Below are 14,576 nucleotides of genomic sequence, written 5' to 3' on the forward strand. Positions count from 1 at the left end.
CTGCCGGCGGGGCGTTGAGCGAAGGTGCACACCGACTCGCCGCCGCCCACCCGCGTGCTGTACCTCGCCGGGTGGGGGCGCAGCGGCAGCACGCTCGCCGAGGGGATGCTCGACCAGGTGCCGGGGCTCGTCGGCGTCGGTGAGATCAAGTTCCTGTGGGAGCGGGGGCTGCTGCAGAACCGCCGGTGCAGCTGCGGCACGCCGCTGCGCTCGTGCGGGTTCTGGGTCGAGGTGCTGCACGAGGCGTTCGGGCGGGTCCCCGACGACGACGAGCTGCGCGAGCTGGACGAGGCGTCGCGCCGGTTCCGCACCCGGCACCTGCCGGGGATGCTGCTGCGCCCCACGCACCCGCCGGACGCCGGCGAGCTCGGCTGGTACTACGCGGCCCTGGCGCGGCTGTACCGGGCGGTGGCCAAGGTCGGCGGCGCCGACGTCGTGGTGGACTCCTCGAAGTTCCCGTCGTACCTGACGGCGCTGCTGCAGGCGCCCGGGCTGGACGTTCGGGTGGCGCACATCGTGCGGGACCCGCGGGCCGTGGCGTACTCGTGGCAGCGGCACAAGGAGGACCCGGACGCCCCGAACGGCGAGCTGATGCCGCGCATGCACCCGGCGTGCACGGCGCTGTACTGGTCGGCGTGGAACCTCGCGACGGAGCGGATCACCCGCCGTGCCGGCCTGCCCTACCTGCGGTTCCGCTACGAGGACCTGGTCACCGAACCGGACGCGACGCTGCTGGCGGTGACCCGGCTCAGCGGCGTGCCGGCCGCGCCGGTGCGCGTCGGCGACCGGGGTGAGCTGTTCGTGCGCCGGACCCATCAGGTGTCGGGCAACCCGGTGCGGTTCCGCTCCGGGGCGGTCCCGCTGCGCCTGGACGACGAGTGGACGCTGTCGATGGCGCCCCGGCACCGGCGGCTGACCGGGGCCGTCACCGCGCCGCTGCGGCACCGGTACGGGTACCGCGACTCCTAAGCTGCGCCCTCCCCCGGCCGATCAGGCGGGTGGAGACCGGAGGCGGGGAGGTGGCGGGATGTGGCGCGGGCTGCTCGCCGCGATCGCCGCGGCCGCCGTCCTGGCCGGCGGCGGGACCGTGGCGTGGCGGCACTACGAGGGCTCGGTCGAGCGGATGGACCTGCTCGGCGAGGCGGCGCGGGACAGCCCGCCGCGGGAGATCACCATCGAGTCGGCGCCGCGGCCGACGGGTGGGCCGGCGATCGGGTTGCCGCGGGACACCGCGCCGGCGGCGGCCCAGCCGGGGCGCAACATCCTGCTCGTGGGCATCGACGCGCGGCCCGGCGAGGACCAGGCCGGCGCCCGGGCCGACTCGGTGATCGTGGTGCACGTGTCCGCCGGCGGCGACCGGGCCTGGCTGGTGTCGCTGCCGCGGGACACGAAGGTGGACATCCCGGGGTACGGCACCGACAAGCTCAACGCCGCGTTCGCCGACGGCTCCAAGGAGGGCGGGCGGGCCGGCGGGTTCGCGCTGCTGGCCGCGACCGTGCGGCGGGTCACCGGCCTGGCCTTCGACGCGGGCGCGATCATCGACTTCACCGGGCTCAGACGCGTGGTGGACGCGGTCGGCGGGGTCGACCTGTGCGTGGACGTGGAGACGGTCTCGGTGCACATCGGGTGGGACGCCGCCGGCCGGCAGACGCCGCCGTTCCGGCTGATCCCGCCGACGTTCCGGCCGGAGCCGGTCGCGGGGGTCCGGCCGCAGGTGTACCCGGTCGGCTGCCGGCACTTCGCCGGCTGGGAGGCCCTGGACTACGTGCGGCAGCGGGAGCTGCTGCCGGACGGCGACTACGGCCGGCAGCGGCACCAGCAGCAGCTCATCACCGCGCTCGGGCAGCGGTTGCACTCCGCCGGCGTGCTGGGCAACCCGCTGGCCCTGCACCGGGCGCTGACCGCGGTCGGTGAGTCGCTGACGTTCGACGGCAACGGCCGGTCGGTCACCGACTGGGTGCTGCTGCTGCGCGGGCTGCGCCCGGCCGCGGTGACGATGCTGCGCACCAACGGCGGGAAGTTCACCGCGGCGCCGCGCGGCGGCACGGCGTTCGAGCAGCTCGACCCGACGACGCTGGAGCTGTTCGGCGCGGCCCGAGAGGACCGCCTGGACGCCTTCGCCGAGCAGCACCCGGACTGGGTCGTGCCGCACGCCTGACTGCAACATTCCTGCAAACGCCGCGGCATTGACTCCATTGAGCGCCGGTGGCACGTTGACCTGAGGAATGCGCTTTCCTGACACCCCTGTTGCACGCTTGGAGTCTGCATGCGCAAGACCACCATCGCGGCCGCGGCCCTCGCCGGCGCGGCCCTGCTCGCCGGCGCCGCCGTCAGCGCCGACGCGGCCGGCACGCCGGCGGCCGCCCTCGCGTTAGCCCGCCAGGGCCTGCCCGCCGGCGACGGCTGGGCGTCGGACACGACCGGCACCACCGGCGGGTCCGCCGCCGACGCCGAGCACGTCTTCACCGTCCGTACCCGTGACGAGCTGGCCGCCGCCGTGGCCGGCGACACCCCGAAGATCGTGTTCGTGTCCGGCGGCATCGACGCGAACGCCGGCTACAGCTGCGCCGACTACGCCGACCCGGCCTACAGCCTGGAGGCGTTCCTCGCCGCGTACGACCCGGCGGTCTGGGGCCGCGCCACGAAGCCGACCGGTCCCCTCGAGGACGCGCGCGCCCGCTCGGCGAAGAACCAGGGCGCCCGGGTCAACATCAAGGTCGGCGGCAACACCACGATCATCGGCCTCGGCGGCTCGAAGATCAGCGGCGCGAACCTGCTCATCGACAAGGTCGACAACGTCATCCTGCGCAACCTGCGCCTGGAGGACGCCCACGACTGCTTCCCGTCGTGGGACCCGACCGACGGCGCGGCCGGCAACTGGAACTCCCTGTACGACACGGTGACCGTCACCGGCGCCACGCACGTGTGGGTCGACCACAACAACTTCAGCGACGGCAACAACACCGACGACACGCAGCCGCTGTACTTCGGCCGGCCGTACCAGGTGCACGACGGCGCCCTCGACGTGATCCGCGCCGCGGACCTCGTCACCGTCTCCTGGAACACCTTCTTCGACCACGACAAGACGATGCTCATCGGCTCGTCGAACACCGTCGGCGCCGACGTCGGCAAGCTGCGGGTCACCATCCACCACAACCGCTTCGCCAACGTCGGCCAGCGGGTGCCGCGGGTCCGCTTCGGCCAGGTCGACGTGTACGACAACTACTTCTACGCCACCGACGAGGACACCTACAGCTACTCCTGGGGCGTCGGCGTCTACGCCCAGGTGTACGCGGAGAACAACTTCCTGCTCCGCAGCGCCGACATCGCCCTGGACGACGTGGTGTACGACTGGCGCGGCACCGCGCCGGGCGGCATCACCGAGCTCGGCACGGCCACCCGGGTCGGCACGGGTCCGGTGTCCGAGGTGAACCTGGTCGCGCAGTACAACGCCACGCACGACCCGGACCTGCCACCCGCCACCTGGGTGCCGGCCCTGCGGGTCGCCGCGCCCGACCCGGCCACGGCGGTGCCCACCCTGGTCACCGCGCAGGCGGGCGCCGGCAAGCTCGGCTTCTGAGGTCCCGCGGCAGCCGGCAGGCCGGCTGCCGCGGATCAGGGCAGGTGCACGACGCCGTGGCCGTCGTCGACCGGGAGGTCGCCGGCGGTCACGGCGCGCACCTGCATCGAGGTGAGCTCCGCGGTCCCGCTCAGGACGCCGGCGAACGCGGTCTCCGCGGCGTCGGCGCCGGTCGCGATGCGGACCATGCTCTGCCGCGGCGCCAGGCCCGTCGCGTCGACGACCCGCCACTCGCCGTCCACGGCCACCTCGGCGACGGCGTGGAAGTCCATCGGTGACAGGCCCGGCGCGTAGACCGCGACGGTGCGCGCCGGGATGTTCACGGCCCTGGCGAGGGCCACGACGAGGTGGGCGAAGTCGCGGCAGACCCCGGCGCCGGACAGCAGCGTCTCGGCCGCGTCGGTGGTGCCGGTGGAGGCGCCGGCCTCGTACCGGATGTGCCGGTGCACGTAGTCCACGATCCCCGCGACGGTGTCGGCGCGCGACGGCGCGAACCGCTCGAACTCCCGCGCGGCGAACCCGGCGAGCCGGTCGGACGGGCAGTACCGGCTGGGCCTGGTCGCGGTGATGCGCTCGGCCAGCTCCAGCCGCGGCGGCGGCCCGCGGCGCACGGTGACCTCGGCGGTGTACTCGACCCGCAGCAGGCCGGTGCCCACGCGCAGCCAGTGCCCGCCGGCGACCGGCGTCACCGCGACCGGCTCGCCGTCGAGCCGCGCGTCGAGGGTCTCCTGCGCGGTCACCCCGGGGCCCGGGCTGACGGCGATCATCAGTTGCAGCTCGGCCGGCTCCCGTACCTGGAACTCCAGGGTGCTGCCCACGCGCGCGTCCACCATGCCACCGTTCATACCCAACCGGGAACCCGCGCACGACCCGCCGGCACGCGACCCACGACACATGTGTTCTGCAACGTTCGACGTAGAACTCCACGCCGAACCGTGCGCATGATGGCGGCTCCATCAATGTCGATGCGGCGGGACGGCCCCATCCTCCAAGACCGAACCGTCCCGCTGCTCCCCGTGAGGAGCCCCTCCATCATGTCCTATGACACGCTGACCCGGTCCGTCGTTTTCGTGGTGACCCTCACGGTCCTGCTCGTCGGGCACTCCCTCGGCGACCACGTGGCGCAGACGGACCGGCAGGCCAGCCACAAGGCGGGCCCGGGCGGGGCCGGCTGGCGCGCGCTCGCCGGGCACCTGCTGACCTACCACCTGACGATCACCGCGGCGCTGCTGCTGACCTGCGCGGCGCTGCGGCTGCCGCTGTCCCCGGCCGGGGTGGCCGCCGGGGTCGCGTTCTCCGCGGTGACCCACGGCCTGCTCGACCGCCGCTGGCCGGTGCGGGCGGTGCTGCGCGCGACCGGCTCCCCGCAGTTCGCCGACACGACCAGCCCGGTCTGCGGCATGTACGTCGCCGACCAGGCCCTGCACCAGGCGTCGCTGCTGGTGGCGGCGCTGCTCGTGGCCGGCCTGTAGCACCCGCTGAGACCCGGCGCACAATTGAACATGTTCAAGAACGGGGCTAGCGTGGTCCATAGTTGAACACGTTCAAGAAGGGCGCCGGTCATGGACCTCAAGCTCGGCACGTACCTGATCTACCTGGCGGTGAGCATCCTGCTGACCGTCTGGGTGGCCCGGACACTGCTCAAGAACGGCCAGGTGTTCCTCGACGACGCGTTCGCCGACGAGCGCCTGGCCAAGTCGGTCAACCACCTGCTGGTCGTCGGCTTCTACCTGCTCAACCTCGGCTACGTCGCGGTGGCGCTGAAGATCGGCCAGTCGCTGCCGGACGGCAGCTCCGCGATGGAGGCCCTGGCGTGGAAGCTCGGCCTGGTGCTGCTGGTGCTCGGCGGGCTGCACTTCTTCAACCTGTACGTGCTGAGCCGGTTCCGCCGCCGCCGGATGCTGGACCAGCTGCCGCCGCCGGTGCCGCCGGCCCGGATGATCCCCGCCGGCTACCCGTCGCCGCTGCCGTACCCGGTGCCGCCGGCGCCCCGCCCCGCCGCGCCACCGCCGGCCGCCGCGCCGCACGGGTACCCGAAACCGCCGGCGCAGCCGCCCGCCGCCCCGCGGGACCACGACGACGAGCCCCGGCCGCCGCTGTGATCACCCGGCTCACCGTGCTCTACGACGCGGGCTGCGGGCTGTGCCGCACGGCACGGGCGTGGCTCGCGTCGCGGGCGCAGCTGGTGCCGCTGGAGTTCGTGGCGGCGGGGTCGGACGAGGCGCGCCGGCGGTACCCGTCGCTCGACCCGGCGCAGACCCTCGCCGACATCACCGTGGTCGCCGACGACGGCGGCGTCTACACCGGCGACAGCGCGTGGATCATCTGCCTGTGGGCCCTCGACGGGTACCGCGGGCTGGCCGCGCGGCTGGCCGCGCCGGACCTGCGGCCCACGGCGCGGCGGGTGGTCGCGGCGGCCGCGGCGCTGCGCCGGGCCGGGCGCGACGGGCAGGACCAGCGGACCGGCCCGGGCCTCACCCAGGGATATGGTTCGGACTGTGGTGGAACCTGCGATCTCTGACGCCCCGCCCGCCACCGCGGGCGCCGAGTCGACCGCGAAGGGTGAGCAGACCCGGCGGCTGATCGTCGACACGGCGGTGCGGCTCTTCGGCGAGCAGGGCTACGACAAGACCACGATGCGGGCGATCGCCGCCGCCGCCGGCGTGTCGGTCGGCAACGCGTACTACTACTTCCCGTCCAAGGGTCACCTGGTGCAGGCGTTCTACACCACCGTGCAGGACGCCCACGCCGACGCGTGCCGGCAGGCCCTGGCCACCCCGGGGCCGTTCGTGGACCGGCTGCGCGCCGCGATGCTCACCGGGGTGGAGACGATGGCGCCGTACCACGGCTTCGCCGGGTCGTTCTTCAAGACCGCCGCCGAGCCGGGGTCGCCGCTGAGCCCGTTCAGCGCCGACTCCGCCCCGGCGCGGGAGCGCTCGCTGCGCATGTTCGCCGACGTCGTCGAGGGCGCCACCACGAAGATCGACCCCGAGCTGCGGGCCGAGCTGCCGGAGCTGCTGTGGCTCGCCCAGATGGGTGTCACCCTGTACTGGGTGCACGACACCTCCCCCGGCCAGGAGAAGACCCGGCTGCTGGTCGAGCGGTCCGCGCCGCTCATCGACCGGCTGGTCGGCATGTCCCGGTTCCGGGTGTTCAAGCCCGTGGTGCGCGAGATGCTCACCCTGTACCGGATGCTGCGCTGAGCCGGCAGGTGTGAGCGTCACCCGGCCGGGTATTTCGCCAGCTCCTGACCGGGTAGCGTTCGCCCAGTTCGAACGGGTGTTCGTCATTGATCGGTAATCGTTTGTTCACTGTGAACATTCGCCGGCCGCTGGATCCTCGGGTAGCGTCGGCTCGCATGGCGACCTTGCGCATCGACCGCACGGCCGCCGATCCCGATGCGGTGATCTGTGCGATTGAGCAGGCCGAGGGCTACATTGCATCGATCTGCTTCAAAACCGGTCCACCGGAGACGGTCGGCGTCGAGCTTGAGTACACCGTCCATGCCAGCGCGAATCCGACGACATACATCGATCCCGATCGGATGTGTCAGGCGCTCGGCGACCACGCACCCCCGACCCTGCGCCCCGGCGCGGCGAGCCTGCCGCTGCGGCACGGGTCGGCCGTCACCCTCGAGCCGGGTGGCCAGGTGGAGCTTTCCACCCTCCCCCAACGGTCCTTGACCGCCCTCCACGAGGCGGTCGGCGCGGACCTGGCGGAGCTCAGCGAGCGGCTCGGCCGCGCCGGGCTGGAGCTCGGCGGCACCGGCATCGACCCGCACCGCCCGCCGCGGCGGATGCTCCGCACCCCCCGCTACGACGCGATGGCGGCCACCTTCGCCCGGCGCAACGACGCCGGCCGGACCATGATGTGCAGCACCGCCGGTCTGCAGGTGTGCCTCGACGCGGGCCCGCCGTCCCGGTGGGCCGCGCTGCACGACCTGGGCCCGCCGCTCATCGCCCTGTTCGCCAACTCCCGCCACCACGCCGGGCACGACACCGGCTGGGCGTCGGCGCGGATGCGCACCTGGCTGGCGATGGACCCGTCCCGGACCCGGCCCGTGCCGGACGGCGACGACCCGGCGCTGCGATGGGCCCGGTACGCGATGGACGCGCAGCTGCTGTGCGTGCGGCGCGACGACGGCCCGTGGACCGCGCCGGCCGGGGTGACGTTCGCGGACTGGGTCGACGGGGCCCTCGGGCACCCGCCGACGTACGCGGACCTCGACTACCACCTCAGCACCCTGTTCCCGCCGGTGCGCCCGCGCGGCTACCTCGAGGTGCGCTACCTCGACACGCTGCGCGGCGCCGACTGGTTCGCCCCGGCGGCGATCCTCACGGCGCTGCTCGCCGACGAGCCGACCATCGACCGGGTGCGTGAGCTGTGCGCGCCCGTCGCCGGGCAGTGGGCCCTCGCGGCCCGCCTCGGCACCGCCGACCCGGCCCTCGCCAGGGCCGCGGCCGCGGTGCGTGACCTCGCCCTGGACCGGCTCACCGGGCAGCACCTGCCCGCCGCACTCCTGCAGGACGTCATCGAAGGGAGCACCCGCAATGAGCCAACCGGAGCGTAGCGGCACGAGCCTCGGCGAGCGCGTCGCCGCCGAGCTGGAGCGGACCCGCCGCCGTTCGGCGCTGCTCACCGACGCCGTCGACGACGCCGACCTGGTCCGGCAGCACTCGCCGCTGATGTCGCCGCTGGTGTGGGACCTCGCGCACATCGGCAACCAGGAGGAGCTGTGGCTGGTGCGCGACGTCGGCGGCCGCGAGCCGGTCCGCCAGGACATCGACCACCTCTACGACGCGTTCAAGCACGCCCGCCGGGACCGGCCGCAGCTGCCGCTGCTCGGCCCGGCGGAGGCACGCGCGTACGTGGCGACGGTCCGCGACAAGGTCCTCGACGTGCTGGACCGGCTGCCCGCCGACGCGGCCCTGCCGGACGCCCCACCGGACGCCCTGCCGCACACCCTGCCGCACGAGGTGCCGGACGCGGGCCGGCGGCTGGTCCGCGACGGGTTCGCGTTCGGGATGATCGTGCAGCACGAGCAGCAGCACGACGAGACCATGCTCGCCACCCACCAGCTGCGCTCCGGGCCGCCGGTGCTGTCCGCCGGCCCGCCGCCCGCGGCGAAGGTCACCGTCGGCGGTGAGGTCCTCGTCCCGGCCGGCGCGTTCGACATGGGCACCTCCACCGAGGCGTGGGCGCTGGACAACGAGCGGCCCGCGCACCGCGTCGACGTCGCCGCGTACTGGATCGACGCGGCCCCCGTCACCAACGCCCAGTACGCCGCGTTCATCGACGACGGCGGCTACGACGACCCACGCTGGTGGACCACCGAGGGCTGGCGGCACCGCACCGAGGCGTCCCTCGTCGCGCCGCTGCACTGGACCCGCGACGGCGGCGGCTGGTACGCCACCACCTTCGGCCGCACCGCGCCGGTCGTGCCCGACGCGCCGGTCGTGCACGTCTGCTTCCACGAGGCGAAGGCCTACGCCACCTGGGCCGGCCGGCGGCTGCCGACCGAGGCCGAGTGGGAGAAGGCGGCCCGGCACGACCCGGCGACCGGCCGCTCCCGGCGGTACCCGTGGGGCGACAACGACCCGACGGACCGCCACGCCAACCTCGGGCAGCGGCACCTGACGCCGGCGCCCGTCGGCGCCTACCCGGACGGCGCGTCGCCGCTGGGCGTGCACCAGCTCATCGGCGACGTGTGGGAATGGGTCGACAGCGGTTTCCTGCCGTACCCGGGGTTCAGCGCCTTCCCGTACCGGGAGTACTCCGAGGTGTTCTTCGGCGGCGACTACAGGATGCTGCGCGGCGGGTCGTTCGGCACCGACCGGGCCGCGTGCCGGGGCACGTTCCGCAACTGGGACCACCCGGTCCGCCGGCAGATCTTCAGCGGGTTCCGCACCGCCCGGGACGCCTCCCCCGCGGAGCTCGCCTAGTGTGCCGGCACCTGGTGTACCTGGGGCCGCCGGCGCCGCTGTCGCGGCTGCTGTTCGACCCGCCGCACGGCCTGGAGCACCAGTCGTGGGCGCCGCGGGACATGCGCGGCGGCGGCACCATCAACGCCGACGGCTTCGGGCTGGGCTGGTTCCCGTCGGCCGACCTCCCGCAGCCGGTGGTGTACCGCTCCGCCCGTCCACTGTGGAGCGACCTGGCGCTGCCCGCGCTGGCGGCGGCGACGACCTCCGGCGCGGTGCTCGCCGCGGTCCGCTCCGCCACCGCCGGCATGCCGGTCACCGAGTCCGCGGCCGCGCCGTTCCACGACGGGCCGTGGCTGTTCAGCCACAACGGCCGGGTCACCGGCTGGCCCGACAGCGTCACCGGGGTCGCGGCCGGGCTGCCGGTCCGCGACCTCATCACCCTGGACGCGCCGACGGACAGCGCGCTGCTGTGGGCCCTCGTGCGGGCGCGGCTGCGCGCCGGCGGACCCCTCGGCGACACGCTGTCGCAGGTCGTCGGGCTCGTCGCCGCGGCCGCGCCCGGGTCGCGGCTCAACCTGCTGCTCACCGACGGCAGGTCCGTCGCCGCCGTCACCTACGGCCATGCCCTGTCCGTGCGCGCCGGCGACGGCACCGTCCTCGTCGCGTCCGAGCCGCTCGACGACGGCCCGGCCTGGCGGCCCGTCCCCGAACACTCCCTGCTCGTCGCGGACCCGTCCGCGGTACACATATCGGAAGGAATCTTCTCGTGACCATCCAGGATCCCGACCTCGACGTGTACCTGCTCGACAGCGACCTCACGGCCGCGCTGCGGGCCGACGCCCGGGCCGGTCTCACCGCCACCCCGAAGACGCTGCCGCCGAAGTACTTCTACGACGCCCGCGGCAGCGAGCTGTTCGAGGAGATCACCCGCCTGCCGGAGTACTACCCGACCCGCGCCGAACGGCAGATCCTCACCGACCGGGCCGCGTCGATCGCCCGGGTCACCGGCGCGAAGACCCTGGTGGAGCTCGGCTCCGGCTCCTCGGAGAAGACCCGGCTGCTGCTGGACGCGCTGCGCGACGCCGGGACGCTCGGCTCGTTCGTGCCGCTGGACGTGTCGGCGTCCGCGCTGCGCGACGCGGTCGGCACGCTGCGCGCCGACTACCCGGACCTGCACGTGCGCGGCATCGTCGCCGACTTCGTCAACCACCTGGAGGTGCTGCCGGACACCGGCGACCGGCTCGTCGCGTTCCTCGGCGGCACGATCGGCAACTTCACCCCCGCGGAGCGGGCACCGTTCCTCGCCGCGCTGCGCGCCCGCCTGCAGCACGGCGAGTGGTTCCTGCTCGGCGCCGACCTGGTGAAGTCGCCGGCGGTGCTGGTCCCCGCGTACGACGACGCCGCCGGCGTCACCGCCGAGTTCAACCGCAACGTCCTGCACGTGCTCAACCGCACCCTCGACGCCGACTTCAACGTGCCCGCGTTCCGGCACGTCGCCGTGTGGGACGCCGGGCACGAGTGGATCGAGATGCGGCTGCGGGCGACCGGGGCGCAGCGGGTCCACGTCGGCGCGCTCGGCCTCACGGTCGACTTCGCCGACGGCGAGGAGCTGCGCACCGAGGTGTCGGCGAAGTTCCGCCAGGACGGGCTGACCGCGGAGCTGACCGCGGCCGGGTTCGCGGTGCGGCACTGGTGGACGGACGCGGAGGGCAGGTTCGCCCTGGCCCTGGCGGCGGCCGTGTAGGTGGTTCCGCGGGCCGGGACGCCGCCCCGGCGGTTGTCCCGGCCCGGCACGGCCTTCCGGCAACTGACGGCTTCCCGACAGCCGCCGCCACGGCAGGTCTGGTCGGGTCAGACGGTCGGGTCGGGCGGTCGGGTCGGGCGGTCGGGTCGGGCGGTCGGGTCGGGCGGTCGGGTCGGGCGGTCGGGTCGGGCGGTCGGGTCAGACGGTCGGGTCGGGCGCGCGGTGCCGGGCGGGCGCCGGCGGGCGCGGCGCGAGGCCTGTCGACGGCACGTTGTGCAGCGGCTGGGGCGCGAACCGCGGCGGCTCCGGGAACGCGGCCGGCGGCGCGATCGCGTGGCCGTGGAACCGCCGCCTTCCCCCGGCCGGCGCGCCGGGCATCGGCGCCGCGGGCATCGGCGCCGCGGGCATCGGCGCCGTCCCGGCGGGTGCGGCGTGCGTGCCGGTGCGGGCGGTGCCGGCGTACGGCATGGTGGGCGGGACCGGCTCCGTGTACGGCCTCGCCGCCGGGTGCGGGCGCAGCGGGGCGGGGCGCCGCGCGGCCCGGTGGGACCGGTGCATCCGCAGCGTGCCGATCACGCTCACCAGCAGGACGGCGAGGACGATCAGCGGGGTCACCACGTCGTCGCCGTGCGGGATGTTCACGTGCACCATTCCTCCGAGCCGTACCGGTTGCGCTGCTTTTACGGTAGGTGACCGGGTGCGGGCCGGTTGTCAGCAGTTCAGGCGGGGCAAACCACCACGGGGGCGACAGTTGCCCGCGCGGGCCGGTGGTGATCCTCGCGACGGTCCGGCGGCGGGGCGGTGTGCCGATTGCGTGCTTGGGTGATCGATCGGGTACACCTTTGTGCATGACCGCCGCGCCCGCCCTCGTCGCCGACCGATACCGTCTCCTCGAGCCACTCGGCGCCGGCGGCATGGGCAGGGTGTGGCGCGCCCGCGACGAGACGCTCGGGCGTGACGTCGCCGTCAAGCAGATCATCCTGCCGCCGGAGCTGCTCGACAACGCGCGCGACGTCGCGATGGAGCGCACGCTGCGGGAGGCCCGGGCCGCCGCGCGGCTCACCCATCCGAACGTGGTGCGGGTGTATGACGTGCTCGCGTTCGAGGGCCAGCCGTGGCTCGTCATGGAGTACGTGCCGTCCCGGTCCCTCGACCAGACGCTGCGCGCCGACGGTCCGCTGCCGCCGCGGCGGGTCGCCGAGATCGGCCTCGCCGTGCTCGGCGCCCTGCAGGCGGCGCACCGCGCCGGCGTCCACCACCGCGACATCAAGCCCGGCAACGTCCTGCTCGGCGACGACGGCCGGGTCGTGCTCACCGACTTCGGCATCGCCCGCATCGAGGGCGACGGCCACGTCACCCGCACCGGCCTCGTCCTCGGCTCACCGGAGTACATCGCCCCCGAACGCGCCCGCGACGGCACCGCCGGCGCCGCCGGTGACCTGTGGTCGCTGGGCGCCACCCTGTACGCCGCCGTGGAGGGCCGCTCCCCGTACGGCCGCGGCTCCGCCATGGAGACCCTGATGGCCCTCGCCTCCGACGAGCTGGACCCGCCGCAGCGCGCGGGACCGCTCGCGCCGGCGCTGCGCGGGCTGCTGCGCAAGGACCCGCGGGCCCGGGCCGGGTTCGCCGAGACCGAGGAGCGCCTCCGCGCCGCCCTCGCCGCGCCCCAGGAACGCCGCCGCCGTTCGTGGCTGAGCGGCTGGGGCCGCACCGCCCCGGCGGCGGCACCACCACCCGCCCCCGCGCCGGCGGCCCCGAAGGCCGCGGGTGCGGCGGCCCCCAAGGCTGCGGGTGTTGCTGGTGCGGCGGCCGCTGCGGGTGCCGCGGCCGGTGCGGCCGCTTCGGTCGCTCCGGTGCAGGGCAGGCCGCCGGCCGTGCCCGCCCAGCGCGCCGTGCCGGCGGACAGTGCCGTGCCGGCGGAGCTCGCGGCGGAACGTGCCGCGTCGGTGGAGCCGCCGACGGTGGTCCAGCCGCGCACCCGCCGGGAGCCGCCGACGGTGGTCCAGCCGCCGACGGTGGTCCAGCCGGCGCCGGCGGCCGAGACGCCGGCGGTGGAGTCCGCTGCGGTGGAGTCGCCGGTGGCGGAGTCGCCGGCAGTGGAGTCGCCGGCGGTGGAGGAGCCCGCCGCCGACGTGGAGGAGTCGCCCACGGCCGTCGACGCACCGGCAGCCACCGAGCCGGAGCCCGAACCGGAACCTGAGCCGGAGCCGGAACCCGAGCCGGAACCCGAGCCCGAGCCGGAACCCGAGCCCGAGCCCGAGCCCGAGCCCGAGCCGGAACCTGAGCCCGAGCCCGAGCCCGAGCCCGAGCCGGAACCCGAGCCGGAACCTGAGCCCGAGCCGGAACCTGAGCCCGAGCCGGAACCTGAGCCCGAGCCGGAACCCGAGCCCGAGCCGGAACCCGAGCCTGAGCCGGAACCCGAGCCTGAGCCGGAGCCCGAGTTGGTGCCCGCGACGGCCGCGGCGGCCTTCGCGCACGCCGGACCGCCCGCGACCGCCGCGCCCGAGACCAAGGTCGACGGTGTGCCGGTCGCCGCGGCCGACCCCGTGCCGCCGGTCGTGACGTCGACGCCGGTGCCGGTGCCGGAGCCCGTGCCCGGCGCCCGCCGCGACCGGCAGCTACCTCCCGCCAAGCTCCTCGCGGCGGCGGCCGCGGTGCTGGTCGTGGTCGCCATCGTCGCGGCCGTGGCGCTGTGGCCCGACGGCGGCGGGGACGACAGGACGGCCACCCCGGCCGCCTCGGCGCAGCCCTCGACGGCGGCGGCCACCGCCCCGGCGTCGAGCGCGCCGGCGGTGTCGCCGAGCGCGGCGCCGTCCAGCGAGCCGGCGGCCGCGGACCCGTCGCCGACGGCGCAGCCGGGCGGGACCAGCACGCTGCCGCCGCTGCCCCCAGGCTGGATCGACTACCAGGATCCGACCGGGTTCTCGGTGTACGTGCCGGCCGGCTGGCGGCGCTCCAAGGAGGGCACGATCGTGTACTTCCGCGGCGACGGGCGGGTCCTGGGCATCGACCAGACCGACAAGCCGAAGTCGGACCCGGTCAAGGACTGGCAGACGCAGCGGGACGCGCGGCTGGCCGGCGGCGACTTCCCCAACTACGCGGAGATCCACATCCAGCCGGTGCAGTACTTCGTGACGGCGGCGGACTGGGAGTTCACGTTCGGGCGGGGCACCCGCCAGCACGTCAACAACCGTGGCGTGGTCACGTCGCCGAAGCAGGCGTACGGCTTCTACTGGCAGACCTCCGACGCCGACTGGGCCGCCGCCCGGCCCTCGCTGGACCTGGTGTTCGCCAGCTTCCGGCCGAGGGTCTGACCCGGAAGGAGCGT

At 74.9% G+C, this 14,576-nt stretch carries 15 protein-coding genes; 12 read left to right on the forward strand and 3 right to left on the reverse strand.

Features of this window, described 5'->3' with window-relative positions:
• The first annotated feature begins 24 nt into the window (after window positions 1-24).
• The 3 genes from OP18_RS36325 (at window position 25) to OP18_RS36335 (ending at window position 3,580) form a co-directional block, all read left to right on the forward strand.
• On the forward strand, window positions 25-969 hold the full coding sequence (locus tag OP18_RS36325; RefSeq protein WP_081971410.1) for a sulfotransferase: 945 nt from the start codon (window positions 25-27) through the stop codon (window positions 967-969).
• 58 nt (window positions 970-1,027) lie between these two features.
• Window positions 1,028-2,158: an LCP family protein gene (locus OP18_RS36330; RefSeq protein WP_033363690.1), complete on the forward strand. Its 1,131-nt coding sequence runs from the start codon at window positions 1,028-1,030 to the stop codon at window positions 2,156-2,158.
• Window positions 2,159-2,266: 108 nt separating this feature from the next.
• Window positions 2,267-3,580 (forward strand): pectate lyase family protein, encoded by a 1,314-nt coding sequence (locus OP18_RS36335; protein ID WP_033363691.1) that lies wholly within the window; start codon window positions 2,267-2,269, stop codon window positions 3,578-3,580.
• Between the two features lie 35 nt (window positions 3,581-3,615).
• On the opposite strand, the gene OP18_RS36340 is transcribed toward OP18_RS36335, so the two are convergent.
• Window positions 3,616-4,413 (reverse strand): transglutaminase-like domain-containing protein, encoded by a 798-nt coding sequence (locus OP18_RS36340; protein ID WP_033363721.1) that lies wholly within the window; start codon window positions 4,411-4,413, stop codon window positions 3,616-3,618.
• 201 nt (window positions 4,414-4,614) lie between these two features.
• On the opposite strand from OP18_RS36340, the gene OP18_RS36345 reads away from it, so the two are divergent.
• From OP18_RS36345 to OP18_RS36360, 4 genes are all read left to right on the forward strand, one after another.
• Window positions 4,615-5,052: a DUF3307 domain-containing protein gene (locus OP18_RS36345; RefSeq protein WP_033363692.1), complete on the forward strand. Its 438-nt coding sequence runs from the start codon at window positions 4,615-4,617 to the stop codon at window positions 5,050-5,052.
• A gap of 90 nt (window positions 5,053-5,142) precedes the next feature.
• Window positions 5,143-5,682: a hypothetical protein gene (locus tag OP18_RS36350; RefSeq protein ID WP_033363693.1), complete on the forward strand. Its 540-nt coding sequence runs from the start codon at window positions 5,143-5,145 to the stop codon at window positions 5,680-5,682.
• Window positions 5,679-6,101: a thiol-disulfide oxidoreductase DCC family protein gene (locus tag OP18_RS36355; RefSeq protein ID WP_081971411.1), complete on the forward strand. Its 423-nt coding sequence runs from the start codon at window positions 5,679-5,681 to the stop codon at window positions 6,099-6,101. Before OP18_RS36350 ends, OP18_RS36355 begins: the two co-directional genes overlap by 4 nt.
• Window positions 6,079-6,783 carry a TetR/AcrR family transcriptional regulator gene (locus tag OP18_RS36360; RefSeq protein ID WP_245635642.1) on the forward strand — a complete coding sequence of 235 codons (705 nt, stop codon included), beginning with the start codon at window positions 6,079-6,081 and terminating at the stop codon, window positions 6,781-6,783. Before OP18_RS36355 ends, OP18_RS36360 begins: the two co-directional genes overlap by 23 nt.
• Window positions 6,784-6,866: 83 nt before the next feature.
• Here OP18_RS36360 and OP18_RS61125 read toward each other — a convergent pair whose 3' ends face one another.
• Window positions 6,867-7,085, reverse strand: a complete 219-nt coding sequence (locus tag OP18_RS61125; RefSeq protein WP_245635645.1) for a hypothetical protein — start codon at window positions 7,083-7,085, stop codon at window positions 6,867-6,869.
• Here OP18_RS61125 and egtA point away from each other — a divergent pair.
• Genes egtA through egtD form a run of 4 tightly spaced genes read left to right on the forward strand, consistent with a single transcriptional unit; the run spans window position 6,984 to window position 11,248 of the window.
• Entirely contained in the window at window positions 6,984-8,150 is a 1,167-nt protein-coding gene (egtA, locus tag OP18_RS36365; RefSeq protein WP_033363724.1) for an ergothioneine biosynthesis glutamate--cysteine ligase EgtA, read from the forward strand. The genes OP18_RS61125 and egtA overlap by 102 nt on opposite strands.
• Window positions 8,131-9,522, forward strand: a complete 1,392-nt coding sequence (gene egtB, locus OP18_RS36370) for an ergothioneine biosynthesis protein EgtB (protein ID WP_033363694.1) — start codon at window positions 8,131-8,133, stop codon at window positions 9,520-9,522. The genes egtA and egtB overlap by 20 nt, the downstream gene beginning before the upstream one ends.
• On the forward strand, window positions 9,522-10,274 hold the full coding sequence (gene egtC / locus OP18_RS36375; RefSeq protein WP_033363695.1) for an ergothioneine biosynthesis protein EgtC: 753 nt from the start codon (window positions 9,522-9,524) through the stop codon (window positions 10,272-10,274). The genes egtB and egtC overlap by 1 nt, the downstream gene beginning before the upstream one ends.
• A gap of 2 nt (window positions 10,275-10,276) precedes the next feature.
• Window positions 10,277-11,248 carry an L-histidine N(alpha)-methyltransferase gene (gene egtD, locus OP18_RS36380; protein ID WP_033363725.1) on the forward strand — a complete coding sequence of 324 codons (972 nt, stop codon included), beginning with the start codon at window positions 10,277-10,279 and terminating at the stop codon, window positions 11,246-11,248.
• A gap of 198 nt (window positions 11,249-11,446) precedes the next feature.
• On the opposite strand, the gene OP18_RS36385 is transcribed toward egtD, so the two are convergent.
• A complete protein-coding gene (locus OP18_RS36385) occupies window positions 11,447-11,890 on the reverse strand; it encodes a hypothetical protein (protein WP_156090041.1) in 444 nt (147 codons plus the stop codon).
• 206 nt (window positions 11,891-12,096) lie between these two features.
• Here OP18_RS36385 and OP18_RS61135 point away from each other — a divergent pair, with 206 nt between their 5' ends.
• Entirely contained in the window at window positions 12,097-14,562 is a 2,466-nt protein-coding gene (locus OP18_RS61135; protein ID WP_052387856.1) for a serine/threonine-protein kinase, read from the forward strand.
• The last annotated feature ends 14 nt before the right edge of the window (window positions 14,563-14,576 follow it).

The sequence above is a fragment of the Dactylosporangium aurantiacum genome (assembly GCF_000716715.1).
GTDB lineage: Bacteria > Actinomycetota > Actinomycetes > Mycobacteriales > Micromonosporaceae > Dactylosporangium > Dactylosporangium aurantiacum.